At 71.2% G+C, this 24,693-nt stretch carries 19 protein-coding genes; 13 read left to right on the top strand and 6 right to left on the bottom strand.

Going from position 1 to position 24,693, the window contains the following annotated elements:
- Positions 1-97: 97 nt before the first annotated feature.
- Together ACWD0Y_RS26680 and ACWD0Y_RS26675 are read left to right on the top strand one after the other, a co-directional pair.
- A complete protein-coding gene (locus ACWD0Y_RS26680; protein WP_450262871.1) occupies positions 98-1,525 on the top strand; it encodes a dihydrolipoyl dehydrogenase family protein in 1,428 nt (475 codons plus the stop codon).
- A gap of 179 nt (positions 1,526-1,704) precedes the next feature.
- Positions 1,705-2,016 carry a DUF2087 domain-containing protein gene (locus ACWD0Y_RS26675; RefSeq protein ID WP_450262870.1) on the top strand — a complete coding sequence of 104 codons (312 nt, stop codon included), beginning with the start codon at positions 1,705-1,707 and terminating at the stop codon, positions 2,014-2,016.
- A 34-nt stretch (positions 2,017-2,050) separates the two neighbouring features.
- Here the strand turns inward: ACWD0Y_RS26675 and ACWD0Y_RS26670 are convergent, their stop codons facing one another.
- Together ACWD0Y_RS26670 and clpX are read right to left on the bottom strand one after the other, a co-directional pair.
- A complete protein-coding gene (locus tag ACWD0Y_RS26670; protein WP_450262869.1) occupies positions 2,051-2,830 on the bottom strand; it encodes a VOC family protein in 780 nt (259 codons plus the stop codon).
- A gap of 186 nt (positions 2,831-3,016) precedes the next feature.
- A complete protein-coding gene (gene clpX, locus ACWD0Y_RS26665; RefSeq protein WP_450262868.1) occupies positions 3,017-4,312 on the bottom strand; it encodes an ATP-dependent Clp protease ATP-binding subunit ClpX in 1,296 nt (431 codons plus the stop codon).
- A 111-nt stretch (positions 4,313-4,423) separates the two neighbouring features.
- On the opposite strand from clpX, the gene ACWD0Y_RS26660 reads away from it, so the two are divergent.
- Complete coding sequence (locus ACWD0Y_RS26660; RefSeq protein WP_450262867.1) at positions 4,424-5,587, top strand: TetR/AcrR family transcriptional regulator; 1,164 nt, start codon at positions 4,424-4,426, stop codon at positions 5,585-5,587.
- A gap of 79 nt (positions 5,588-5,666) precedes the next feature.
- Here ACWD0Y_RS26660 and ACWD0Y_RS26655 read toward each other — a convergent pair whose 3' ends face one another.
- The gene (locus ACWD0Y_RS26655) at positions 5,667-6,971 is read right to left on the bottom strand and encodes an alpha/beta family hydrolase (RefSeq protein WP_450262866.1); all 1,305 of its coding nucleotides are present in this window, start codon (positions 6,969-6,971) and stop codon (positions 5,667-5,669) included.
- Positions 6,972-7,203: 232 nt separating this feature from the next.
- Between ACWD0Y_RS26655 and ACWD0Y_RS26650 the strand changes: the two genes are divergently transcribed.
- Positions 7,204-7,731: an ATP-binding protein gene (locus ACWD0Y_RS26650; RefSeq protein WP_450262865.1), complete on the top strand. Its 528-nt coding sequence runs from the start codon at positions 7,204-7,206 to the stop codon at positions 7,729-7,731.
- Here the strand turns inward: ACWD0Y_RS26650 and ACWD0Y_RS26645 are convergent.
- The gene (locus ACWD0Y_RS26645; protein ID WP_450262864.1) at positions 7,728-8,090 is read right to left on the bottom strand and encodes a tetratricopeptide repeat protein; all 363 of its coding nucleotides are present in this window, start codon (positions 8,088-8,090) and stop codon (positions 7,728-7,730) included. The two genes, ACWD0Y_RS26650 and ACWD0Y_RS26645, sit on opposite strands and share 4 nt — an antisense overlap.
- Before the next feature lie 218 nt (positions 8,091-8,308).
- On the opposite strand from ACWD0Y_RS26645, the gene ACWD0Y_RS26640 reads away from it, so the two are divergent.
- From ACWD0Y_RS26640 to ACWD0Y_RS26625, 4 genes are all read left to right on the top strand, one after another.
- Positions 8,309-9,292: an ROK family protein gene (locus tag ACWD0Y_RS26640; protein ID WP_450262882.1), complete on the top strand. Its 984-nt coding sequence runs from the start codon at positions 8,309-8,311 to the stop codon at positions 9,290-9,292.
- A 42-nt stretch (positions 9,293-9,334) separates the two neighbouring features.
- Complete coding sequence (gene manA / locus ACWD0Y_RS26635) at positions 9,335-10,576, top strand: mannose-6-phosphate isomerase, class I (protein ID WP_450262863.1); 1,242 nt, start codon at positions 9,335-9,337, stop codon at positions 10,574-10,576.
- Between the two features lie 327 nt (positions 10,577-10,903).
- On the top strand, positions 10,904-12,526 hold the full coding sequence (locus tag ACWD0Y_RS26630; RefSeq protein ID WP_450262862.1) for a cellulase family glycosylhydrolase: 1,623 nt from the start codon (positions 10,904-10,906) through the stop codon (positions 12,524-12,526).
- Between the two features lie 150 nt (positions 12,527-12,676).
- Positions 12,677-13,657 carry an acetylxylan esterase gene (locus ACWD0Y_RS26625; RefSeq protein ID WP_450262861.1) on the top strand — a complete coding sequence of 327 codons (981 nt, stop codon included), beginning with the start codon at positions 12,677-12,679 and terminating at the stop codon, positions 13,655-13,657.
- Positions 13,658-13,724: 67 nt separating this feature from the next.
- Here the strand turns inward: ACWD0Y_RS26625 and ACWD0Y_RS26620 are convergent, their stop codons facing one another.
- Positions 13,725-14,756, bottom strand: coding sequence for a LacI family DNA-binding transcriptional regulator (locus ACWD0Y_RS26620; RefSeq protein ID WP_450262860.1), 1,032 nt, complete (start codon positions 14,754-14,756; stop codon positions 13,725-13,727).
- Positions 14,753-17,155 (bottom strand): glycoside hydrolase family 2 protein, encoded by a 2,403-nt coding sequence (locus ACWD0Y_RS26615; protein ID WP_450262859.1) that lies wholly within the window; start codon positions 17,153-17,155, stop codon positions 14,753-14,755. The genes ACWD0Y_RS26620 and ACWD0Y_RS26615 overlap by 4 nt, the downstream gene beginning before the upstream one ends.
- 276 nt (positions 17,156-17,431) lie before the next feature.
- Between ACWD0Y_RS26615 and ACWD0Y_RS26610 the strand changes: the two genes are divergently transcribed.
- The 5 genes from ACWD0Y_RS26610 (at position 17,432) to ACWD0Y_RS26590 (ending at position 24,371) form a co-directional block, all read left to right on the top strand.
- Positions 17,432-18,751 (top strand): ABC transporter substrate-binding protein, encoded by a 1,320-nt coding sequence (locus tag ACWD0Y_RS26610; RefSeq protein ID WP_450262858.1) that lies wholly within the window; start codon positions 17,432-17,434, stop codon positions 18,749-18,751.
- A gap of 80 nt (positions 18,752-18,831) precedes the next feature.
- Positions 18,832-19,824 carry a carbohydrate ABC transporter permease gene (locus tag ACWD0Y_RS26605; RefSeq protein ID WP_450262857.1) on the top strand — a complete coding sequence of 331 codons (993 nt, stop codon included), beginning with the start codon at positions 18,832-18,834 and terminating at the stop codon, positions 19,822-19,824.
- Entirely contained in the window at positions 19,821-20,675 is an 855-nt protein-coding gene (locus ACWD0Y_RS26600; protein WP_450262856.1) for a carbohydrate ABC transporter permease, read from the top strand. Before ACWD0Y_RS26605 ends, ACWD0Y_RS26600 begins: the two co-directional genes overlap by 4 nt.
- Before the next feature lie 274 nt (positions 20,676-20,949).
- Positions 20,950-23,676, top strand: a complete 2,727-nt coding sequence (locus ACWD0Y_RS26595) for a SpoIIE family protein phosphatase (protein WP_450262855.1) — start codon at positions 20,950-20,952, stop codon at positions 23,674-23,676.
- Positions 23,677-23,774: 98 nt separating this feature from the next.
- Positions 23,775-24,371, top strand: coding sequence for a Type-2Aa cytolytic delta-endotoxin (locus ACWD0Y_RS26590; RefSeq protein ID WP_450262854.1), 597 nt, complete (start codon positions 23,775-23,777; stop codon positions 24,369-24,371).
- The last annotated feature ends 322 nt before the right edge of the window (positions 24,372-24,693 follow it).

Here is a 24,693-nt window from a genome sequence, read left to right as displayed (position 1 = left end):
CGTAGCGGGCGAAGCCGTCCCGCACAACGGCATGCGGGCTCGCCGTATTCCGCCTGCCCGGCTGGCCACGGCGCACACCTCGCACCAGACTGCGCCTATGACGAATGCAGCGGAGTACGACGTCGTGGTGGTCGGAGCCGGACCCGTGGGCGAGAACGTCGCGGACCGTGCCCGGGCGGCCGGGCTGAGCACAGCGGTGGTGGAGAACGAACTGATCGGCGGCGAATGCTCCTACTGGGCGTGCATGCCCAGCAAGGCGCTGCTGCGCCCGGTGACCGCACGCGCCGACGCGCGCCGCGTCCCGGGGCTGCGCCAGGCGGTGCAGGGCCCCCTCGACGTCGCCGAGGTACTCGCCCACCGCGACTACTACGCGTCGAACTGGAAGGACGACGGCCAGGTGGGCTGGCTGGAGTCGGTCGGAGCGGACATCCACCGCGGCAGGGGCCGGCTCGCGGGCCCCCGGCAGGTGAGCGTCGAGGCACCCTCGGGCGAGCGGTACACCCTCACGGCGCGGCACGCGGTGGCGGTGTGCACCGGAAGCCGGGCCCTCGTCCCCGACCTGCCGGGACTGGCCGGCGCGAACCCCTGGACCAGCCGCGAGGCGACCAGCGCCGGCAAGGTGCCCGGCCGGCTCGTGATCGTCGGCGGGGGAGTGGTCGCCGTGGAGATGGCCACGGTCTGGCAGGCGCTCGGCTCCCGGGTCACCGTGCTCGTACGCGGAAAGGGCCTGCTGGCGAACATGGAGCCCTTCGCGGGCGAGCTGGTCGCCGAGGCGCTGACAAAAGCGGGCGCGACCGTACGGACCGGGACCTCCGTCGCCTCCGTCGAGCGCGACGGCGGCGACGGCCCGGTCACCGCCGTACTCGACGACGGCGAACGGATCGAGGCCGACGAGATCCTCTTCGCCACCGGCCGCGCCCCGCGCACCGACGACATCGGCCTGGACACGGTCGGGCTGAAGCCCGGCTCCTGGCTGACGGTCGACGACAGCTGCCGGGTGGAGGGCAGTGACTGGCTGTACGCCGTGGGGGACGTCAACCACCGGGCGCTGATGACCCACGAGGGCAAGTACCAGGCACGCGTCGCGGGCGGCGCCATCGCCGCCAGGGCCCACGGCAAGCCCCTGGACACCGCACGCTGGGGCGCCCACTCCGCCACCGCCGACCACGCCGCCGTACCCCAGGTCGTCTTCACCGACCCCGAGGCGGCGGCGGTCGGCCTCACGCTCGCCCAGGCCGAGGCGGCGGGGCACCGGGTGCGGGCCGTCGACTACGACATGGCGTCGGTGTCGGGCGCCGGCCTGTACGCCGACGGCTACCGGGGCCGCGCCCGCATGGTCGTCGACCTGGACCGCGAGACCGTACTCGGCGCCACCTTCGTGGGCCCGGGGGTGGCCGAGCTGCTGCACTCGGCCACGGTGGCGGTGGCGGGGGAGGTCCCGATCGCCCGCCTGTGGCACGCGGTCCCGGCGTATCCGACGATCAGCGAGGTGTGGCTGCGGCTTCTGGAGACGTACCGGGGCTGAGTACGCGGCTCCCGGTACGAGCGGGCGGGCCGCGGGTCCCGGCCCGCTCCTCCACGCAGCCCGGGCCACGACGACGTGCCGGCCTTCGACGCCGCAGTCCCGCCGGCCGGCCGCCGGGACCGGGCACCCGTCGTGAAAACGGGTTGCCCGGTGATCGGCCGGCTGGGAGGCTGCCGGTCATGTCCGACAACAGAACCAGCGGTTCGCAGGCGGTGACCGGGGCGACTGAGGTGACCGGAGCTGCCGGGGTGGCCGCCCTTTTCTCCCGGGGGCGGCTGACGGCGATCCCGCGGAAGGCGGCCCGCCGCGAGCAGTTGCTCGTACACCTGGCGCAGACGCTGTTCGAGCGGGACCGGGCGTACAGCGAGCGCGAGGTCAACGAGGCGCTGCTCACGGTGCACGAAGACTGTTCGGCGCTGCGGCGCCACCTGGTCGTGGCGGGCCTGCTGGACCGCCCCAGGGACGGCAGCAGCTACCGGCGGGCCCGGTAGCCGGTCGTGAGGTCCCCGGGGCAGGACCGGGGCGTCAGGCCGGGGGCGCGGGCTTGAGGACGGCGAAGGTCGCGCCGAAGGGGTCGGCGAGCCAGGCGATCCTGCCCACGTCCGGGACGTCCGCGGCGGGCATGACGACCGATCCGCCACTCGCCCGGCACCTGGTGACGGTCTCGTCCACGTCCTCCACGGCGAAGTACGGAATCCAGCGCGCCTCCCCGGACTCGCTCTGGAGCGGGGCGACGCCGCCGAACGAGGTTTCCTGCTGGTCGCCTTCGGCGGTGGAGAGCACGGTGTACGTCATGCCCGGCGCCTCCAACTCCTGCGACCGCCAGCCGAACAGCGAGCCATAGAAGCCGAGAGCGGCCGCCGGATCACCGATGTGCAGCTCGGCCCAGCACAGGCTGTTGTCGTCGGAGACCTTCTCCAGCCCCTTGACGGCGGCCGACTGCCATACGGCGAACTCCGCGCCGCCCGGGTCGGTCAGACAGGCCATCCGTCCGGCGTCCATGACGTCGAAGGGCTCCACACGGACGGTCCCGCCGCCCTGTTCGGCCGCCCGGACCGTGGCAGCGGCGTCGGGCGTCCGGAAGTACACCGTCCAGGCGGAACCCGCCCCCTCCTCCGTCAGCGGCCCGAGGGCGGCCACCGTCCTGCCGTCCTGCTGGAAGAAGCCGTACCCACCGGCGTCGGGGCCGGCCGACCGGAAGTCCCACCCGAAGACCTGGCCGTAGAACGTGGCGGCTGCCGAGGTGTCGGGGCTGCCGAGGTCGAGCCAGTTGGGGGATCCGGTGGCGAAGTCGGTGCTGAGCATGGTGGGGCGCCCTGCCTCTCTGGAGGTTTGCCGCGGGGTGTCGACGGAGCATCTGCCACCCTTGCCGATCGCCTCCACGGGGCTTCAGCCATCGCATGCGCAGGGATCCGGTTTCATCCGCATGGACCAGCCGACCGACAGGCCGATGGGCAGCGGGCAGCGGGCAGCGGGCCGGCAAGCAGGCGGTCAGGCGGTCCGGTCGCGGCGGTCCGGTTCCCGGCCCGGCTCATGGCCGGGCCGCGCGCGAGGCACCAGCACCGGGGCGACACGGCCGAGTACGGTGTCGCGGTCCACCACGACACGGGCCACGTCGTCCCGGCTCGGCACCTCGTACATCACGTTGAGCAGGACCTCCTCGAGGATGGTGCGCGCCGCCCGGGCGCCGGTACGGCGCAGCAGCGCCTGGTCGGCGATCGCGCCGAGAGCGTCCTCGGTGAACTCCAGCTCCACGCCGTCGATTTCGAACAGCCGCCGGTACTGCTGGATCAGCGCGTGGCGCGGCTCGGTGAGGATCCGTACCAACGCCGCCCGGTCCAGCGGCTGCACGACCGACACCATCGGGAGCCGGCCGACGATCTCCGGGATCAGTCCGAACTCCAGCAGGTCCTGGGGCATGACGCCGGCGAAGGGATCCTTTCCCTCCCGGTCCTTCCCGGTGGTACGGACCGGGGCGCCGAACCCGATGCCCCGGTGGCCGGCCCGCTGCTCGATGATCCGCTCCAGACCGGCGAACGCGCCGCCGACGATGAACAGCACGTTGCTCGTGTCGAAGGGGATGAACTCCTGCTGCGGATGTTTGCGGCCGCCCTGCGGCGGCACGCTCGCGACCGTGCCCTCCAGGATCTTCAGGAGCGCCTGCTGTACGCCCTCACCGCTCACGTCGCGCGTGATCGACGGGTTCTCGCTCTTCCGGGCGATCTTGTCGATCTCGTCGATGTAGATGATCCCGGTCTCGGCCTTCCTGACGTCGAAGTCGGCGGCCCGGATCAGCTTCAGCAGGATGTTCTCGACGTCCTCACCGACGTACCCGGCCTCCGTCAGGGCCGTCGCGTCGGCGATCGCGAACGGGACGTCGAGCATCCGGGCGAGGGTCTGGACGAGGTACGTCTTGCCGCATCCGGTCGGGCCGATCAGCAGGATGTTGGACTTGCCGAGTTCGGTCTCCTCCGGTCCGCCGGCCGCCGCGCCGATGCGCTTGTAGTGGTTGTGGACCGCCACCGCGAGCGCCTTCTTGGCGTCGTTCTGCCCGACGACGTACTGGTCGAGGAAGGCGTGGATCTCCCGGGGCGTCGGCAGCTCTTCTGGCCCACCGTCTCCGGCCGCCCCGTCCAGGTCCTCCGCGATGAGTTCGTTGCAGAGACCGACGCATTCGTCGCAGATGCAGATCCCGCCGGGGCCCGCGATGAGCTTCTCGACCTGCTTCTGACTCTTCCCGCAGAACGTGCATTTCAGCAGGTCGCCGCTGTCACCGATGCGTGCCACTCGGAAACATCCCTCGCTCTCGTCGAATGCTGAAACCATATGACGTCACCATCTGGATGGTGACGGTATCTTGAACCGACACGGACGGCAACGCGCAGGCAAGTGAGGACCATGGGCCGGCTCAGCAGGGCGGAGCTGCAGGAGCACAACCGCGCCAGGGTGCTCGAAGCAGCCAGGGACGAGTTCGCCGAACGGGGCTTCCCGGGGGCCAAAGTGGACGCCATCGCCGAGCGCGCCGGGCTGACCCGCGGCGCGGTGTACTCCAACTTCCCCGGCAAGCGGGCGCTGTACTTCGCGGTCCTGGCCGGCCTCGCCGAACACGTACCCGAGCCCCCGCACCCCGCGCCGGGCCGCACCCGCCCCGAGGCGCTTGGCGCACTCGCCCGCGCCTGGGTCGCCGGACTGCCGCTCGCCGGCACCGGCACCAGCACCGGCGACCGGCACGGATCGCCCCGGCTGGGCAGGCACCTGATGTCCGAGATCCTTTCCGAGGAGCGGATCCGGCGGCCGTTCGCCCAGCTGATGAAGCTGGACGCGGTCCTGCTCGGGCTGGCTCTGGAGGGACTGCGGCGGCCCGACGCACCGCCCGGCCGTCTGGTGCGCGTCGCGGAGGCCGTCCTCACGACGCTGCACGGCGCGAGTCAGATGGCCGACGCGGCCCCCGGTTTCATCGAGCCCTTCAACATCGTCAGCGCCTGCGAGCGGTTGGCGGACCTGGCTCTCGACGACACGTGGCCCCCGCCGCACCTCCCCTACATCCCGCAGGCACGCCCGGCCGACGAGCCGTGGTCCCCGCCGCCCGCGACGGACGCCGTACGCGGCGGGCCGGCGCGGCTGGCGGACGACGGCGTGGTGGCGATTCTCGGGCTGCACCGGCTCGAAGCCGCCGAGGAGGCGGTACGGGCCGCACCACCCGGGGCCACGGTCACCGCCGTCCTGGTCACCGGCGAACCGGCCGAGCTGGCACCACTGGCACGGCTGGCCGTCGCCGGGCTGTGCGGCTGCCTGCGTCAGGCGTTCCCGCTGTCGGCGTGGCCGGGGCTCCAGGTGGTGCACGACGTGTCGGGCGCCCTCGCCGAGGCGGCCGGGGTACCGGCCGTCAGCGACGGCACCGAGGCCGCCGTCCGTGTCGCAGGGGGCCGGATCGTGGCGCGTGCCGACGGCCGGGGCGCCTGCCACGCGGCTGCCGCGGCGGAGGGGACCACCACACCGGCCGACTGTGCTCGCCCGGACGAGAGCCGCCGTACCCGCCCGGACGGGAGCCGCCGTTCATGACGGCGGCCGCCCCGGCGCAAGGCGGACCGATGCGCGGCGCCGCCCGGCGGAGCCGCCGTGCCGGCCCGGTCGCCTCCGGCTATTCGGCGCGTGCCGACGGCCCCAGGTGCCGGGTGAACCAGTCCCGGGCCAGACCGGCGACCTTGTCCAGCGCCCCCGGTTCCTCGAAGAGATGCGTGGCGCCCGGGACGATCTCCAGGCGGTTCTCGCAGCGCAGCTCCGCCTGGGCCCGCTGGTTGAGATCGAGTACCAGAGTGTCCCGGCTGCCCACGATGAGCAGTGTGGGCGCCCGTACGTCTCCCAGTCGTGGCCCCGCGAGGTCGGGCCGGCCGCCGCGTGAGACCACGGCGCCGACCTCCGTGCCGGCGTCCGCGCCGGCGGACGCAGCGGCCCGCAGCGCTGCCGCGGCCCCGGTGCTCGCCCCGAAGTAACCGATCGGGACGGACACGCGGCGGTGCAGCCAGCGGGTGGCGTCCCCGAGCCTGCCGGCCAGGGTTTCGATGTCGAAGACGTTCGCCCGGTCGGCTTCCTCCGCGGGCGTGAGCAGGTCGAACAGCAGGGTGCCCAGGCCCGCCCGGTTCAAGGCCGCCGCCACTGACCGGTTGCGCGGGCTGTGGCGGCTGCTGCCGGAGCCGTGGGCGAACATCACGGCTGCCCCGGCACCCTCCGGCAGGGTGAGGTCCCCGGCCAGCCGGACCCCGCCGGCGTCCACCTCGACCTCCTCGGCCTCCCCCGCGGCCCTTCCCCCGGCCTGCGCCGCCTGCGCCAGCAGTGCGACGACCTCTTCGTCGGAGGTCTGGGTGAAGTTCTCGTACCACTCCCCGACAGCGCGGAACATCTGCGGCACGGACAGGCACACGACGTCGTCCGCCTCGGTGCTCAGCCGGGCGACCGCGTCGGGCGCCGCCACCGGCGCGGCCAGTACCACGCGGGCCGCGCCCTGGGCCCGTACGACCTCGCAGGCGGCCGCCGCCGTGGCACCGGTCGCGATCCCGTCGTCCACCACGACGGCCGTCCGCCCGTCGAGCGCCAGCCGCGGCCGGTCGCCGCGGAACCGCCGGGCCCGCCGTTCGAGTTCCGCCTCCTCGGCGCGTTCGACCGCCACGAGGGCCTCCTCCCGGAGGCCGCTGCGGCGGACGATGTCGTCGCTGATGACCCGGGCCCCGCCCTCACCGATGGCGCCGAAACCCAGCTCCCGGTGGTACGGGACTCCGAGTTTGCGTACGACGACCACATCGAGGGGGGCGTCGAGCGCCCGCGCCACTTCGAAGGCCACCGGAACTCCGCCCCGGGGCAGGCCCAGTACGACGGGTCCTTCCGCCTTCAGATGCCGCAGGGCCAGGGCGAGACGCCGTCCCGCGTCGACGCGGTCGGTGAACAGCACGGTGGTTCACCCCCAAACCAGGGGAGACGGAAACCACGTCCATTTCCTTCGAAACAACCCCACTTGCGACTGTTTCGCAAGTCGGCGGGGCCGGGCCGCCCCGGTTGCGGTCCCCCCTTCCGGGGGTCAGGATGGCCCTGACCCAAAGGTGACTATCGCTCACTCTTCGTGTTCGGGGGTCGTTGCTGCAACGAGGTGAAGCATGTGAGCCTCGCGGTAAGGAGCCACGGCCATGACACTTTCCACCGACCGGTATTACGCGGTCGAACTGCACGTATCGGCGGAGCGCGTCTCGCAGATCCGGCGCATCGTTGCCGCACACCTGCGGTACTGGAATCTCGAGCTGCACGTCCAGCCCGTGTGCAGGGGTGTCGAGGAACTTCTGGCCAACGTCCATCGGCATGTCGGCGACGACAGCCGGTGCGTGGTCGAACTGCGCTGGACCGGCAGGCACCTGACGGCTTCGGTGGCCGACAACGGCCCCCCGATGCCGCGCCTGGTGTCCGCCGGTGGAGGCGGTCTGTCCATTGTCGCGGCCCTGTGCGACAGCTGGGGCACCTGCGGTACCGCAGACGGCAAGGTCGTGTGGTTCACGCGGCGCGTGGAGGACGCGCGCAACAGCCCGCTGATGCCGCGCACGCCGCTTCCGGGCGTGGGCGACGCGAAGGAGTTCCCGGCCTCCGCGCCCGCCCCCGCCCCTGCCCCCGCGCCGGCCCCCGCCCGGGAGCCGGTCGAGGCGTCCGTTCCCGTGCCCGCCTAGCCGGGGAAGTCCCCGGACAGTGCGGCGGCCATCCGCAGATGCGGCGCCGCCTCGCCGCTCCGGCCCTGGCGCTCCAGCGTGCGGCCGAGCATCAGCTGCGCGTAGTGCTCGACCGGGCTGCGCTCCAGTACGGAGCGCAGCTCGGTCTCTGCTTTGCCCAGCTGGGCGGAGTGGTAGTACGAGCGGGCGAGCAGCAGGCGCGGAGCGAGCTGCTCGGGGACTTCGTCGACCAGGCCGGTGAGGACGCGGGCGGCCTTGTCGTACTCCTTGGCTTCGAAGAAGAGCTGCGCACGCGCCCAGCGGTCGGCGGCAGTACCGCGGCTGTAGTAGGCGTCGTTCAGATTTGTCTGCCCGGTCATCGGGACCCTCCTGCTCGGCGTCCGGCCTCCGGAGCGGGGCCGTGCGGCAGCCTCAACCAACCCAGGAAGTTTAATATTCCACTACCTTCGCTTGCCGACGCGCCCCTCGAAAAGCAACATGACTAAACCTTTGTCTAAACTAAACTCGTTTACTAGACAACGTTGTCAAAGAGGTGCAGAGTGTCCGCGAAACGCATATCCCTGCGCTGACGGAAGGGCTGAACACGATGGTGTACGGAGCACTCGACATCGGCGGGACGAAAATCGCCGGGGCGCTCGTGGACGCGGACGGCCGGCTCGTGGCCCGGGCGCAGCGAGCCACCCCGGCCCGCGAGTCGGCGAACGCGCTGATGGGAGCCGTCAGCGCGGTGCTTGACGACCTGTCGCGGCACGCGCAGTGGCCGGACCTCTCCTGTATGGGGATCGGGAGCGCGGGCCCGGTCGACACCGTCGCCGGGACGGTGAGCCCCGTCAACATCCCCGGCTGGCGCGGCTATCCGCTGGTGGAGAAGGTGCGCTCCCATCCCCGCATGCCCGTCGGCGTGAGACCGGTGCTGGTCGGGGACGCGGTGGCGATGACCGCCGCCGAGCACTGGACGGGCGCCGCCAGGGGCGTCGACAACGCGCTCTGCATGGTGGTCTCCACCGGTGTGGGCGGCGGGCTGATCCTCAACGGCAGCCTGCACGCGGGCATCTCCGGGAACGCAGGCCACATCGGGCACATCTCCGTGGACATGAACGGTCCGCTCTGTCCGTGCGGTGCGCGAGGCTGTGTGGAAGGGTTCGCCAGCGGCACCGCGATCGCCGCCCACGCACTGGCCTCGGGCTGGACGCCCCCTCCGGGGGAGGCGCCGACCGCGGCGGCGGTCGAGGTGGCGGCGCGCGGTGGAGACGAGCGCGCCCTGGCGGCCTACGACCGGGCCGGGCAGGCCCTCGCCGCCGGCATCGCCGCGACCATCGCGCTCGTGGAACTCGACGTGGTGGTGATCGGCGGAGGCGTGGCCCAGGCCGGAGAGACGCTCTTCGGGCCGCTGCGCCGCCGTATGGAGGAGTACGCGGTGCTCGATTTCACCCGGAACGTGCCGATCGTTCCGGCGGGTCTCGCCCTGGACGCCGGACTGATCGGCGCGGCCGCCGCGGGGGCCGCGGAAGCGGGACTCTCCCGGGCCGGCCGCGCCCGTGTTCCCGTGTCCCGCCCGTAGGCCCGTCCCAGCCGCTTCGACGTCACCTGGAAATCACCTGTCGTGGACCTTCTGACCAACACGATCCAGCCCTATGCGTGGGGCTCCGTCACCGCCCTGCCGCAGCTCATGGGGGCCCGCCCCACCGGCACGCCGCAGGCGGAGCTGTGGATGGGCGCCCACCCCGCGGCTCCGTCGCGTGTGGACCGCGGCAGCGGCCCCGTCCCGCTGGACCGCGCCGTCGCCGCCGACCCGGTGAACGAACTGGGCCACTCCGTACTGCGCCGCTTCGGGCCCCGGCTGCCGTTCCTGCTCAAGCTGCTCGCGGCCGACGCTCCTCTCTCCATCCAGGTGCATCCCGACCTGGCCCAGGCGGCGGCCGGATACGAAGCCGAGAACGCCCTCGGGATCCCGCTGGACTCTCCGCACCGCAACTACCGGGACAGCCACCACAAGCCCGAGATGATCGTCGCGCTCACCCCGTTCGACGGCCTCTGCGGTTTTCGGCCGCCGGGCCGGTGCGCGGAGCTCCTGGACGCTCTGCGCGTGGACGCCCTCGCCCCCTTCGTCCGGACGCTGCGGACCCGTCCGGAGGAAGCGGCGCTGCGCGAGGTGTTCACCGCCTTCCTCGCCCCCGGCCCGCACCTTCTCGGCGCCGTCACCGACGCGCTCGTACGGGAGGCGGACCGCGACGGCCCGTACCGTGACGACTTCGAGGCCTACGCCGCGATCGCCCGCTCCCACCCCGGCGACCAGGGCCTGCTGCCGGCCCTGATGCTCGCGTACGTCCGGCTCGTGCCCGGTGAGGCGCTGTTCCTCGGCGCGGGGATCCCGCACGCCTACCTCTCCGGCCTGGGCGTGGAGATCATGGCGAGCTCCGACAACGTGCTGCGCTGCGGGCTGACGCCCAAACACATCGACTCCACCGAGCTGCTGAAGGTCGTCCGCTTCGCGGCGCCGCCGACGCGCGTGCTGCGCCCCACGGCCGACGACCGGGGCGGTGAACACGTCTATCCCGCGCCGGTCGACGACTTCCGTCTCTCCCGGCTGCTCCTGCACGCGCGGGACGAGGCGCGGACGCTGGGTGGCGGCGCCCCGCAGATCCTCCTGTGCACCCGGGGCGAAGCCCGTATCGGGGGAGAGGGCGGGGCATTGGTCCTGCGACCGGGCCGCGCTGTCTACGTCCCCGCACGGGAGCGCGTCACCGTGGCCGGCGACGGCGCGGTCTTCCGCGCCACCGTGGCGGCGGGCGCGGACGCCCTCGCGGGACCTGCCGGTCCCTCCGTCGAACAAAACCGCGACTGAACTTAACCGGTTCGGTCCGGAGCATTGTGTGAGGAAGGGAGAGCCCATAATCTCTCTCTCGGTCGCCGGACGGATGAGCCAACTGGCTTGACGTTCTTCTCCGTTGAGTGGAGATCCGCGCGATTGAAGTTTCGGTGAGAGTGATTTCCACCCGTCCGACGTGAGCCGCATTCCGCGATCGGGCAGGGGCAGCCGGTCCGGCTTTCACGTCGCTTCGAGAATGAAGTCCCGTGGATCCGGGGTCACCACATCCGCCATGAAACGGAAATGCCGCACGCCTGTGACGCCCTGTCCGGCCGCGTGCGCGCACCGAGTTGGGAGCAAGGGATGAGAAGGAAACTGGCCACCGCGGCGGGAGCGCTGCTGGCCATGGCCGCCTCGATGTTCGCCGCTCCGGCCGCCGCGCAGGCGGCGGATCCGGCGCCCGGGTTCCATGTCGAGGACGGCCGGCTGCTGGACGCGAACGGCAACGACTTCGTCCTCAGAGGCGTCAACCACGCACACGCCTGGTACCCGGACAGAACCGGGCGGGCACTGGCCGACATCAAGGCGCTGGGGGCCAACTCCGTGCGCATCGTGCTCAGCACCGGCGACCGCTGGACGAAGAACGGCACGGCGGACGTCGCGGCCGTCGTCGAGCAGTGCAGGGCGAACCGGCTGGTCTGCGTTCTCGAAGCCCATGACACCACCGGCTACGGAGAGCAGGGCGGCGCCGTCCCGCTCTCCCGCGCGGTCGATTACTGGATCGAGGTCCGGGAAGCGGTGAAAGGGCAGGAGAAGTACGTCATCCTGAACCTCGGGAACGAGCCGCACGGCAACTCCGGATACACCGCCTGGACGGCCGACACGTCGAACGCGATCAGCCGCATGCGTACCGCCGGATTCGAGCACACACTCATGGTGGACGCGCCGAACTGGGGCCAGGACTGGTCGTTCACCATGCGTGACAACGCCCCCGGTGTCTTCGCCGCGGACCCGCGGAAGAACACCGTCTTCTCGATTCACATGTACGGCGTCTATGACACCGCGGCCGAGGTGCGGGACTACCTGAACCGGTTCGTGTCCCGCGGACTGCCCCTCGTCGTCGGCGAGTTCGGTGACGCGCATTCGGACGGCAACCCGGACGAGGACGCCATCATGGCCACCGCCGAGGAGTTCGGCCTCGGCTACCTGGGGTGGTCCTGGAGCGGCAACGGGGGCGGTGTCGAGTACCTCGACATGGCCACCGGCTTCGACGCGAGCCGGCTGACCGCCTGGGGGAAGCGCCTCTTCGACGGCCCCGACGGCATCAAGCGGACCGCCCGTGAGGCGAGCGTCTTCGGCACCGGCGGCGGCGACACCCAGGCGCCCACCGCGCCCGGCGCCCCGGCCGCGTCCGCGGTGACCTCCAGCGGCGTCCGCCTGTCCTGGGCGGCGGCCACGGACAACACCGCGGTCACCGCCTACGACGTCGTCCGGGTCAACGGCACCCAGGAAACGCAGGTCACCACCACGGCCACCAACAGCGCCACCGTCAGCGGCCTGACGGCCTCCACCGCCTACACCTTCGCCGTCTACGCCCGCGACGCGGCCGGCAACCGCTCGCCGCGCTCCGCCACGGTGAACGTCACCACCGCGAGCGGCCCGTCCGCCGGGAAGTGCGCGGTCACCTACCACCTCAGCGACTGGGGGAGCGCGTTCAACGCCGACGTCACCGTCCGCAACACCGGCACCCAGGAGATCAAGGGCTGGCAGCTCGACTTCGCCTTCCCCGGCAGCCAGACCCTCAACTCCTCGTGGAACGCGAAGGTGGTCCAGCAGGGGACACGGCTGCGCGCGACGAACGAGTCGTGGACCGAGACCATTCCGGCCGGCGGCTCGGTGAGTTTCGGCCTGAACGGCTCCTCCACCGGCGCGAACGGCATCCCTGCCGATTTCACCCTCAACGGCGTAACCTGCGCGAAGAGTTGACCACAGCCGCACCCCGCCACGGGGTGTGGGGCGGTCTTCCACCGGCGCTGTCCCGGCCGGTGGAAGGCCGTCGCGCCATGTCAGAACCCACCCGGCACGGCAGGACTGCGCGAACCGTACCGGCCGGAGAACCCTTGAGGAGTCGGCTCCATGCCGTTCACCGACCTTCCCCCCGACCAACTGGACGCCCTCCGCGAGCAGATACCGGAGCCCAAGGGCTTCGACGCCTTCTGGGACGAGAGCCTGCGGCTGTCCCGCGAGGCCGGAGACGAGCCACGCCTCACGCCCGTCAAGGACACACTGCTGTCCACCGTCGACGTCTACGACCTGCGGTTCTCCGGCTGGCGCGGTCAGCCCGTCGCCGCCTGGTTCATCCTCCCGTCCGAAGCCGACGGCCCCCTGCCCACCGTGATCACCTACATCGGCTACAGCGGCGGACGGGGCCTGCCGACCGACCACCTCCTCTACGCGTCGGCCGGTTACGCCCACCTCGTCGTCGACAGCCGGGGCCAGGGCCACGACACACCGGACCACGACGAGAGCGACGGCCCCCAGTGGGTCCACGGCTTCATGACCCGCGGCATCCACGACCCGCGCGACCACTACTACCGCCGCCTCATCACCGACTGCGTCCGCGCCGTGGACGCGGCGCGCTGCCTCCCGCACGTCGACACGGACCGGATCGTCGTCCAGGGAGCCAGCCAGGGCGGCGGTCTCGCACTCGCGGTCGCCGGCCTGGCCGGCCGGGACATCGCGGCGGCCCTGCCCGACGTGCCGTTCCTCTGCCACTTCAGGCGCGGGGCCGAGACCGCCGCCGAAGGGCCGTACACCGAACTCGTCGACTACCTGCGCCACCACACCAGGGACGACCCCGAGCGGGCCTTCGAGACCCTCGGCCACTTCGACGGCGTCCACTTCGCACGACGGGCCCTGGCCCCGGCGCTCTTCAGCGTGGGGCTGATGGACCCGGTCTGCCCGCCGTCCACCGTGTACGCGGCGTACCACGCCTACGCGGCCGCCAAGGCCATCAAGGTCTGGCCCTTCGCCGACCACGCCGGAGGCCGGGGAGACACCGCTGTGGAACACCTGCGCTGGCTGCGCGAGCGCGGCCTGGCGCCGGCGGCCCGGTAGCGGTCCGGCGGAGAAACGGCTCGGGGCCGCGCCCCGGTGAAGGAGGCACGGCCCCGAGCCGTTCCGGTTATCCGCGCGGCGGCGGCCCGGTGGAGCCCCGCGGGGTGAGCGAAGGCGTCGGCACCTGGAGCGAACCCCCCTGGGAACCGGTGATCACACCGAACAGGGTACGGGCGACCTCCTCGCCGAAGTGGTGCACGTCGTGGCTCATGGCCGACAGCGTCGGGTGCGTCAGACGGCACAACTGCGAGTCGTCCCACGCGAGCAGGGACAGGTCGTCCGGTACGGCGAGCCCCATCTCGGCCGCCACCGCGGCGCCCGCGACGGCCATGATGTCGTTGTCGTACACGATCGCCGTCGGCCGGTCGGGCGACAGCAGCAGACTGCGGGTCGCCCGGGCGCCCTCCTCGCCGGCGAATCCGGTGGACACCTGACGGTGCCCCTCCAGGCCGAGTTCACGCGCCGTGGACTCGAACGCGGCGGCCCGGATGCCGCTGTGCCCGAGCCCCGCCGGGCCGCCGACGCGCGCGATGCGCCGGTGGCCCAGGGCGGCCAGGTAACGGACGGCCTCGGCCGCGGCCGTGGCGTCGTCGGTCCAGACCGACGGGAACGATCCCGTCAGGGACGGGTGCCCGACGGCCACCGCCCGAAGCCCGACGGCCTGCAGCGCCGGAACCCGCGGATCGTCCTGGTGGAAGTCCACGAGGATGGCACCGCCGATCATCTTGCTGCGCCACCAGCTCTCGTACAGGGCGATTTCCTCGTCGAGGTCACGCACCAGGCGCAGCAGGAGCGAGCACGACCGCTGCGCCAGGACGCTTTCGATGCCGGAGATGAACTCCATGTAGAAGGGCTCGAGGCCGAGCAGCCGGGCCGGCCGGCAGATCGCCAGACCGACGATGTCGATGCGCTGGCTGGAGAGGCTGCGAGCGGTCTGGTGGGGAGCCCAGCCGAGGTCGCGGGCGGCCTCGAAAATGCGCTCCCGGGTGGTCGGTGAGACTCCCGGCCTGTTGTTGAAGGCCATGGAAACCGCGCCCTTGGACACTCCTGCCCGAGCTGCGACGTCGTTGATCGTGACGCGTCCGGAAGACGGTTTCACACCACATCCACACTGAACAGGGCGGCCCGGACGGCATCGACGTCCACGCCGCCGCAGCCGCTGACCCGGATACGGGTCTCTTCGCCGGGCAGCAGCGTCCGCAGGCCGCAGTCCGCACTCGCCTCGGGGCCGAGACGGTCGGCCTGCAGGAGGAGGTCCCTCACCAGGGTCTGTGCCGTCACCACGACGTCGACTCTATCGCTCTGTCCGGGCACGGGCTCCAGCCGGACGTCGAAACGCGGCTCCGGATACGCGAACTCCTTGTCCGGCACGGGGAAATGGACCGTACGCAGCCCGTCCGCGTCGGCGACCAGGAACTCCTTGGGCGACCGCTCCGCCGGCACCAGGCCCGCCGGGACCGCCAGACGCACCACCGACCGGGGCTCGGCCACGACGTCGAGGACGGCCTCGCCCGCCACGGCACCGTCCGCATCCAGGCGCCGGAGCGCGACAGCCGTCCGCCACCGGTCGGCCGACTGGTTGACGACGGCGAGCACGAGTCCTCCGGTGTCCGGCTGAAGGGTCAGCAGCCGGTCCGCGTACACCCGGCGCAGCTCGTGGTACAGCGGCTTCAGCCGGCCGTCGCCGTCGATCGCGGCCCAGGAACTGACCGGCCAGCAGTCGTTCAGCTGCCAGACCACCGTGCCGGCGCAGACCGGCCAGTTCGCCCGCCAGTGCTCGATGCCGGCCGCGACGGCGCGCGCCTGGACGACCTGGGTGAGGTAGTGCCACCGGTCGAAGTCGTTCTCGGGCAGGGTGAAGTGACGTGCCACGCCCCGGTCGAGTTTGCCGTTGCCGTCCTCGGCCTTCTGGTGGTGCAGCATGCCGGGGGAGTCGGGGGCGAGGTCCTCACCGGGCAGGGCCCTGCGCAGGGTCGCCATCGCCGGAGGGGCCTGCCAGCCGAACTCGGCGACGAACCGGGGCACGCTCGCCCGGTACTCCGCGTAGTCCTGCCGGTTCCACACCTCCCAGGAGTGGTGGGTGCCGTGGCGCGTGTCGTTGGGGTGGTGGTCCCAGGAGCCGGACCACGGGCTCCCCGCCGTGTAGGGGCGGGTGGGGTCGAGTTCGGCGACGACCCGCGGCAGCAGGCCGAGGTAGTACCCCTCTCCCCACGAGTCGCCCGCCAGCTCCGGCTCCCACTCCCAGTCCCTGAAGCCCCAGAGGTTCTCGTTGTTGCCGTTCCAGAGGACCAGGCTCGGGTGCGGCATCAGACGGACAACGTTGTCACGAGCCTCGGCCTCGACCTCTCCGCGCAGCGGCTGCTCCTCGGGGTAGGCGGCGCAGGCGAAGAGGAAGTCCTGCCAGACCATCAGGCCCAGCTCGTCGCAGACGTCGTAGAAGGCGTCGTCCTCGTAGATGCCGCCGCCCCAGATCCGGACGAGGTCGACGTTGGCCTCGGCGGCCTGCGTCAGGCGGGTCCGGTAGCGCTCGGGGGTGACGCGGCTCGGCAGGACGTCGTCCGGGATCCAGTTGACCCCGCGGGCGAAGATCCGTACGCCGTTGACGACGAACGTGCAGCCGGTCCCGTGCTCGTCGGCGGAGCGGTCCAGCTCGACCGTGCGGAAACCGACCCGGCGGTGCCAGGTGTCGAGGTCGCCGGCCTCGTCGAGCAGGGTCAGGTCGAGGTCGTAGAGGGGCTGTTCGCCGTAGCCGCGGGGCCACCAGAGCCGGGGCTCGGGCACCTCCAGGCCGAGCACGGTCTCCTCGCCGTCGAAGGAGACCTCGGCCCACGCCCCCGCCACGCGGACGCGGGCGGTGAGCCGGCGCCCGGCCCCCCGCTCCGTACGCTCCACCCGCAGGTGCAGCTCCACGCGGCCCGTGCCGTCCTCCCCGACCGTGACGAGGGGGCGCACCTGCGCGATCCTGGCGGTCGACCAGTGCTCCAGCCGCACGGGGCGCCACATGCCCGCGGTCACCACGGTGGGGCCCCAGTCCCAGCCGAAGCTGGAGGCCATCTTGCGGATGTACTGGAAGGGCTCGGGGTAGACGTTGGGCCGCTCCCCGGTCACGCTCCGGACCGCCGCCGCCTCGTCGTAGGCGGAGGCGAAGCCGACCTCCAGCGCTCCGGTGCGTCCGGTGACGTCGAACCGGTAACCGCGGTGCATGTTGCGCGTCGTACCGAGGACCTCGCCGGCGAGGGTGATCTCCGCGGCGGTGTCCAGCCCGTCGAAAACCAGGTCGGTACGCTCGTGGGCGCTGTCGTGCGACAGGTCCGTGACGTAGGACCACGCCCGTCTGCCGACCCAGGCGATCTCGGTCTCGTTGCGGCCGATGAACGGGTCGGGGATGAGCTGGGCGGCCAGCAGATCGGTGTGGACGCAGCCGGGAACCCGCGCCGGGAGCAGTGCCTCCTCGTGGCGCAGGCTCCAGCCCTCGGTCAGCTGGGTGACGTCCTTCATGGTGCGGCTCCAATCGCCTGACTCAGGCCAGGTGGATGTACGACGCCGCACAACCTAACCCGGCTCCGACCCTCTGTCCATAAACCGGTAAAGCTCAGTTCAGCCACACTGATGTAACACAGTGTGGCCATCCGACTGCTCTGGTCGATGAATCAACCGTCTCCGGTAACGATTGGGCATCGTGCCGGAAATCAGAGCTTTACCGGTTCACATCCGACTGACATAGTGCCGACATCCCACAGCGGACCCGAGCCGCAACCCTGAAGGAGCTGGCACATGGGGAAGACGAAGACGCTCACGGGCGCGCTACTGACCGTCGCGATGCTGACCGTGACCGGGTGCGGTGGGGGAGGTGCCGCCTCCGGCGAGACGGCGGCCGCCCCCGCGGACCCGAGTGATGTCTCGGGCGAGATCAAGGTCCTGACGCCGCGTACGGACCTCGTCCAGAACGGGGCGATGAAGGCCTACGCCGCCGAGTTCGGCAAGATCTACCCCAAGGTGAAGGTCAAGTTCGAGCCTCTCACCGACTACGAGGGGGAGGTCAGGATCCGGATGAACACCAAGGCGTACGGTGACGTGCTGATGATCCCCGGCGCGGTCGCCAAGGGTGACTACCCGAAGTTCTTCGCCCCTCTGGGTGCCACCTCCGAACTCGCGGACAAGTACCGCTTCAGCGACAAGACGGATGTCGGGGGCAAGGTCTACGGCATCGCCCAGTTCGGCACGGCCAACGGCTTCGTCTACAACAAGGCCGTCTGGAAGAAGGCCGGCGTCACGCGGTGGCCGACCACCCCCGAGCAGTTCACGGCCGCCCTGAAGGCGGTCGAGGACAAGACCGGCGCGGTCCCCTACTACACCAACTTCAAGGACGGCTGGCCGCTCACCGCCTGGAGCAACAACGTCGGCTCGGTCACCTGTGACGCGAAGGCCAGTGACCGGCTCGCCGGCCCCGTCTCCCCGTGGAAGCAGGGCAGCGAGCTGAACGTCATCGACTCGCTCCTGTACGACATCGTCCACGACGGGCTGGCGGAGAAGGACCCCACCACCACGAACTGGGAGAGCTCCAAGACCCTGATCGCCAAGGGCGAGATCGCGACCATGCAGCTCGGTTCCTGGGCGATCACGCAGATGCGGGACGCCGCGAAGAAGGCGGGCACCGATCCGGACGACATCGGCTTCATGCCCTTCCCCGTACAGAAGGACGGCGCGTTCTGCGCCACCGTCGTCTCCGACTACCAGCAGGCCGTCAGCATCCACTCCGAGAACAAGGCGGCCGCCCGGGCCTGGATCGACTGGTTCACCGAGAAGTCCGGTTACTCGCAGAAGGAGGGCGCGGTCCCCGCGGTGAAGTCGGCCCCCATGCCGAGCACGCTCAAGGACTACGTTGACAACGATGTCAAGCTGGTGGAGCGTTCCGAGGCGGAGACCGAGAAGGTCAACGTGATCGACAACGCCGCCGAGATCGGTCTGGCCAAGCCCGACTACCGCCAGAAGCTGATCGACACGGCGCGCGGTGCCCAGAAGGGCAGTCTCCAGGACTTCTTCGCCGACCTGGACAAGAAGTGGGACGAGGCGGCGAAGACCGCCGGCTCCTGACGGACGGCGGAGGCGGGCCCCGGCCGCACGACACCGGCCGGGGCCCCTGTCGTACGGCACCAGTGGACAGAAAGGCCGACATGACCGAAACAACCGACACCGCGCCCGCGCAGTCTCCCGCAGGAGCGGCTCCCGTGGCGCGCAGGACGGGCCGCGGATCCGCGCGGCGGGGCGCGCCCGGCGATCCTCCGGGCCGTTCCTGGCGAAGCAGTCCTCTCCGGCAGATCACGCCGTGGCTGTTCCTGGCGATCCCGCTGGCCCTGCTGATCACGTTCACCTACGTCCCCGTGGCGAACATGGTCTTCTACAGCTTCACCGACTGGGACGGCATCAGCCCGGACCGCAACTTCACGGGCGTCGACAACTACACCCAGATCTTCACCCGGCCGGAACTCTTCCGGGTCTTCTTCGTGAGCGGCTACTACCTCGCCGCGTCCGCCGTCCAGATCGCCGTCGCGCTGTACTTCGCGGCCGTACTGAGCTTCGACCTCAGGTTCCGCAACTTCTTCAAGGGGATCCTCTTCTTCCCCTACCTCGTCAACGGCGTCGCCATCGGCTTCGTCTTCCTCTACTTCTTCCAGGACGGCGGCACGCTCGACTCCGTGCTGTCCTGGTTCGGCGCGGACAGCGACCACGCCTGGCTCGGCGACCCCACCTCCGCGAACACGTCGCTGGCCGGAGTCTCCGTCTGGCGGTACACCGGGCTGAACTTCGTGCTGTTCCTGGGCGCGATCCAGTCCATCCCCGGAGAGCTGTACGAAGCCGCAGAACTGGACGGCGCAGGCAAGTGGCAGCAGTTCCGGTACATCATCGCCCCGAGCATCAAGCCCGTGCTCAGCCTCAGTGTCATCCTGGCGATCTCCGGCTCCCTCGCCGTGTTCGAGATCCCGTACATCATGACGGGCGGCGCGACCGGTACCTCGACCTTCGTCATCCAGACGGTCAAGCTCGCCTTCCAGTTCAACAAGACCGGCCTGGCCTCGGCGGCCGCGGTCGTGCTGCTCCTGATCATTCTCCTGATCACCTGGATCCAGCGCCGTCTCGTGCCCGATGAGAAGGTGGACCTCGTATGACCACGGCCCTGCCCGCCCGACGCAGCGGACGCCGCCGGCTCGGACCGGCCCTGACCTACCTGTCACTGATCGTCGCGAGCCTGGCGGTTCTCCTGCCGCTCGCCGTCGTCTTCCTGACGTCGCTCAAGACGTCGGAGGAAGCCACCGACGGGGGCGCGCTCTCCCTGCCGGGCAACTGGCTCAACTTCAGCAACTACGCCACCGCGTTCACCGACGGCAAGATGCTCACGGCCTTCGGCAACACGGCCTTCATCCTGTTCTTCTCCATCGGCGGGACCGTCGTCATCGGCTCGATGACCGCCTACGCGATCGACCGGTTCGACTTCCGCGCCAAGAAACTCGTCATGGCGCTGTTCCTCGTCGCCACGCTCGTACCGGGTGTCACCACGCAGGTCGCGACCTTCCAGGTCGTCAACGGCTTCGGCCTGTTCGACACCCGCTGGGCCCCGATCCTGCTGTACATGGGCACGGACATCGTCTCGATCTACATCTTCCTGCAGTTCATCCGGTCCATCCCGACGTCCCTGGACGAAGCCGCGCGCCTGGACGGGGCGAACGCCTTCACCATCTACCGGAAGATCATTTTCCCGCTCCTGAAGCCGGCTGTGGCGACGGTCGTGATCATCAAGGGAATCACCGTCTACAACGACTTCTACATTCCCTTCCTCTACATGCCGTCCGAGGAGCTCGGCACCATCTCCACCGCCCTGTTCCGCTTCAAGGGGCCTTTCGGAGCGCACTGGGAGAACATCTCGGCAGGCGCCATCCTCGTGATCGTCCCCACCCTGGTCGTCTTCCTCTGCCTCCAGCGCTGGATCTACAACGGCTTCGCGCAGGGCGCCACGAAGTGATCCCGGCCGCGTGCGGCGCGAAGGGACGGCTTTCGCGCCGCAGCGCGGCGACAGCGCGGATCCTCCGGCGGCGGGGATCCTCCGGCCGGGCGGAACGGGGCCCCGGCCCCGCAGGCCGCCCGTACACGGAACGGCCGGCGACGGCGCCGTTCCGGAGGGGCTCGCGAACGGGCCGGTGGCCGGGGGCCGCGTCGAGGGCCGCTCCGCCGCTTCCGCCCCGGCTGCGAGCTGCGGGGCCTGCGCCCGAAAGGTAACTTAATGCTAAAAATGGTGCATGACTGGACGTCTCGGAGGCGCGTCGCGGCGAGGTGTGCGTTCCCTGCTGGAGGTGCGCAGCGCCGCGGGTCAGGTGCTCCTCCTCCAGATCCTGGTCGCCGTACTGCTGATCGCGGCCGCGGTGATCGCACTCGCGTTCCAGACGCGCCAGGACAGCGAGCGGGACGCCCGGAACCGGTCCCTCGCCGCCGCGGAGTCCTTCGCGGAGGCCCCGGGCACCGTAGAGGCGTTGCGGTCCCGTGATCCGGCCGCCGCGCTGCGGACCCACACGGACGCGGCCCAGCGGGGATCGGGCGTGGACTTCATGTCGGTGATGGCGCCGGACGGCACCCGGTACACCGACACCGATCCGGCGCTGGTCGGCGAACGCACCGAGGGCGTGGAACGCGCCGCTGCCGGAACGGCCTTCACGGAGGTCTTCAAGGGCGCCCCGAACGACGCGGCCCGGGCCGTCGTCCCCGTCACCGACGCCGACGGCTCCGTCGTCGGCCTGGTCACCGCGGGCGTCACGGTCGAGAACGTCGGGGACGCGGTGAACCGTCACCTGCCGGCGCTCCTCGCCTCCGCCGTCGGGGTGCTCGCCCTGGCCACAGGCAGCGCCGTACTCGTGAGCAGGAGGCTGCGACGGCAGACGCACGGCCTCGGCCCCGCCGAGATGACCCGGATGTACGAGCACCACGACGCGGTTCTGCACGCCGTCCGGGAGGGCGTGCTCATCATCGGGGACGACGGCCGGCTGACGCTGGTGAACGACGAGGCGCGCAGGCTCCTGGAGCTGCCCGCCGGCGCGGAGGGGCGGCACGTCACCGACCTGGGCCTCGATGCCCCCATCGCCGGGCTGCTGGTCTCGGGCCGCACGGTGACCGACGAGATCCACCTGGCCGGTGACCGGCTGCTGGCCTTCAACACACGGCCCACCGCCCCGTACGGCGGTCCCCCCGGCACTGCCGCGACGCTCCGGGACACCACCGAGCTGCGGGCGCTGTCCGGTGCGGCCGAGGTCGCCCGGGAGCGCCTGAAGCTGCTGTACGAGGCCGGAGTGCGGATCGGGACCACGCTGGACGTGGTGCGTACCGCCGAGGAGCTCTCGGAGGTGGCGGTTCCCCGGTTCGCGGACTTCGTCACGGTGGAGCTGCTGGATCCCGTACTGCGCGGCGAGGAGCCCACCGGTGCACACACCGAAATGCGCCGCGCGGCCGTGAGCGGTGTCGGCGAGGACCGCCCCTTCCAGCCGGTGGGCGACCTGGTCAGGTTCGTCGTCCCCGCCACGCCGATGGCGGCGGCTCTGGCGAGCGGCCATGCGGTGCTCGAAGCCGATCTGAGGGTTGCCCACGGCTGGCGGGCCCAGGACCCCGTGGGGGCCGGCAACGCCCTCGCCTACGGCATCCACTCTCTGGTCTCGGTGCCGTTGCGGGCACGCGGTGTCGTCCTGGGCATGGTCAATTTCTGGCGCTCGCAGTCCACCGGGTGTTTCGAGGAGGAGGATCTGGCGTTCGCGGAGGAACTCGCCGCCCGCGCCGCGGTCGCCATCGACAACGCCCGCCGCTTCACCCGCGAACACGCCATGGCCGTAACCCTCCAGCGCAGCCTGCTGCCCCGCGTCCTGCCCGAGCAGGACGCCCTGGATGTCGCGTACCGCTACCTGCCCGCGCAGGCCGGGGTGGGCGGCGACTGGTTCGACGCCATCCCGCTGCCGGGGGCGCGGGTCGCCCTGGTCGTCGGCGACGTCGTCGGCCACGGCCTGCACGCCGCCGCCACCATGGGCCGGCTGCGCACCGCGGTCCACAACTTCTCCGCACTCGACCTGTCGCCGGACGAACTGCTGGGCCACCTGGACGAGCTGGTCTCCCGCATCGACGAGGAAGAGGGGGACGGCGAAGGCGACAGCATCACGGGAGCCACCTGTCTGTACGCCATCTACGATGCGGTCTCCGGCCTGTGCACCATGGCCACGGCGGGGCATTTCGCCCCCGGGCTGGTCCGTCCCGACGGCACGGTGGACTTTCTCGACGTGCCGGTCTTTCCGCCCCTGGGCCTCCACGGCCTGCCCTTCGAGACCGCCGAAGTGCGGCTGCCCGAGGGCAGCCGGCTCGTCCTCTACACCGACGGCCTCATCGAACACCGCGACCGCGACATCGACACCGGCCTGCGCCTCCTGCGCCAGACCCTGGCCGACCACGCGGACGCGACGCCGGAGGAGACCTGCCAGGCCGTGTTCAGCGCGATGCTGCCCCCGCACCGCCGGGACGACATCGCGCTGCTGGTGGCCCGTACCCGTCTGCTGGACCCGGCGCGGGTCGCGGACTGGGACGTCCCTCCCGACCCCGCGGCCGTCGCCCCCGTCCGCGCCGCGTGCGGCCGCCAGCTGGAGACGTGGGGGCTCGGGGAGATCGGTTTCACGACCGAGCTCATGCTGAGCGAGCTGATCACCAACGCGATCCGTTACGGCTCCGCGCCGATCCACGTACGCCTGATGTACGAGCGCGGTCTGATCTGCGAAGTGTCCGACGGCAGCAGCACCGCCCCGCACCTGCGGCGTGCGGCCACGACGGACGAGGGCGGGCGCGGTCTGTTCCTCGTCTCCCAGTTCGCGGGCCGGTGGGGAACGAGATACACGCCGACCGGCAAGGTCATGTGGACCGAGCAGCCTCTGACCGACGGCCGGCAGTCCGCACCGGAGCCGGATCTGGACGATCTGTCCTGGCTGCCCGACGAACCGTTGTGACGGACGCCGGGGCGGACCGTGCCCCGTGCGGGAGGCGGAAGGGCGGACGGCATACTTGCCGACCGGGCGCGATCACTTCCGACATGCTAGGAGCAGCAATGGCCGACCGGATCGCCACCGAGAAGACGACCTTCAAGACGGTCTTCGAGGTGGGTCCGTCTTTCATGGGCCGGGCACGGAGCGTCGAGGCCGGGTTCCAGCACGCGATCGCCCCGGCGACCGTCGACTTCGACTTCGGTGAGATCAGCCGGGCGGCGAGCGGCATCCCCGACTGCTCGACCGTGAAGATCATCCGCGGCTGGGGCCTGCAGGAGACCGCTCCCGTCAGCGTCATGGTCCTCTCCCTCAAGGAGGCCGTACGCCAGGCCCTTCCGTTCCCGTCCGCCAACTCCGCGTTCTGGGACAAGGCCGAGCGGGCCCTCACCGGAGCCTTCGTGGACCTGGGCCGGCAGGAGGGCACGCACCTCTCCTTCCACCGGGAGGAGGCGGACCGTACGAGCTACTACTACAACCTGCTGTTCGCCCTCCAGGACGAGGAGACGGGGGACGCGCTCCACACCATCGCCTTCTGCGTCAATGTGACGGTCGCGCTGGGCCCGGAGCGGGCCCGGTCCCTGACCGTCGGGGACACCGCGCGGTACACGATCCGCCTCAACGCGATCACCGTACGGCAGGAGCTGCCGTCCGCGGCCTGATCCACCGGGCCGCTGGGCCTTGCCCCCCAGCCGGGAGGAGCAAGGCCCAGCGGCGGCGACAGAGCACTCCTGCGAGGGCGCGGTGGGTCGGCGGTCAGCGGTCAGGTGATCCGGGGTGGTCGGCCTAATGCCGCGAATGCGGGGTAACCGGTGCGATGGGGGCCCGATCGGGCGGCCCACGAGGCCGTCCCTGTGAGAAGGAAAGGGAGCGCTCATGACTGCTCAGTACCGCACGGCGCCGACCGCCCGGACCCCTGTGCAGCAGGCCGCGCTGCTGGTGGGCGTGGTCTTCCTGCTGGTGGGTGTCCTCGGCTTCATCCCC

Source organism: Streptomyces altiplanensis, from assembly GCF_053591575.1.
This window is presented reverse-complemented; position numbering and strand designations above follow the sequence as displayed.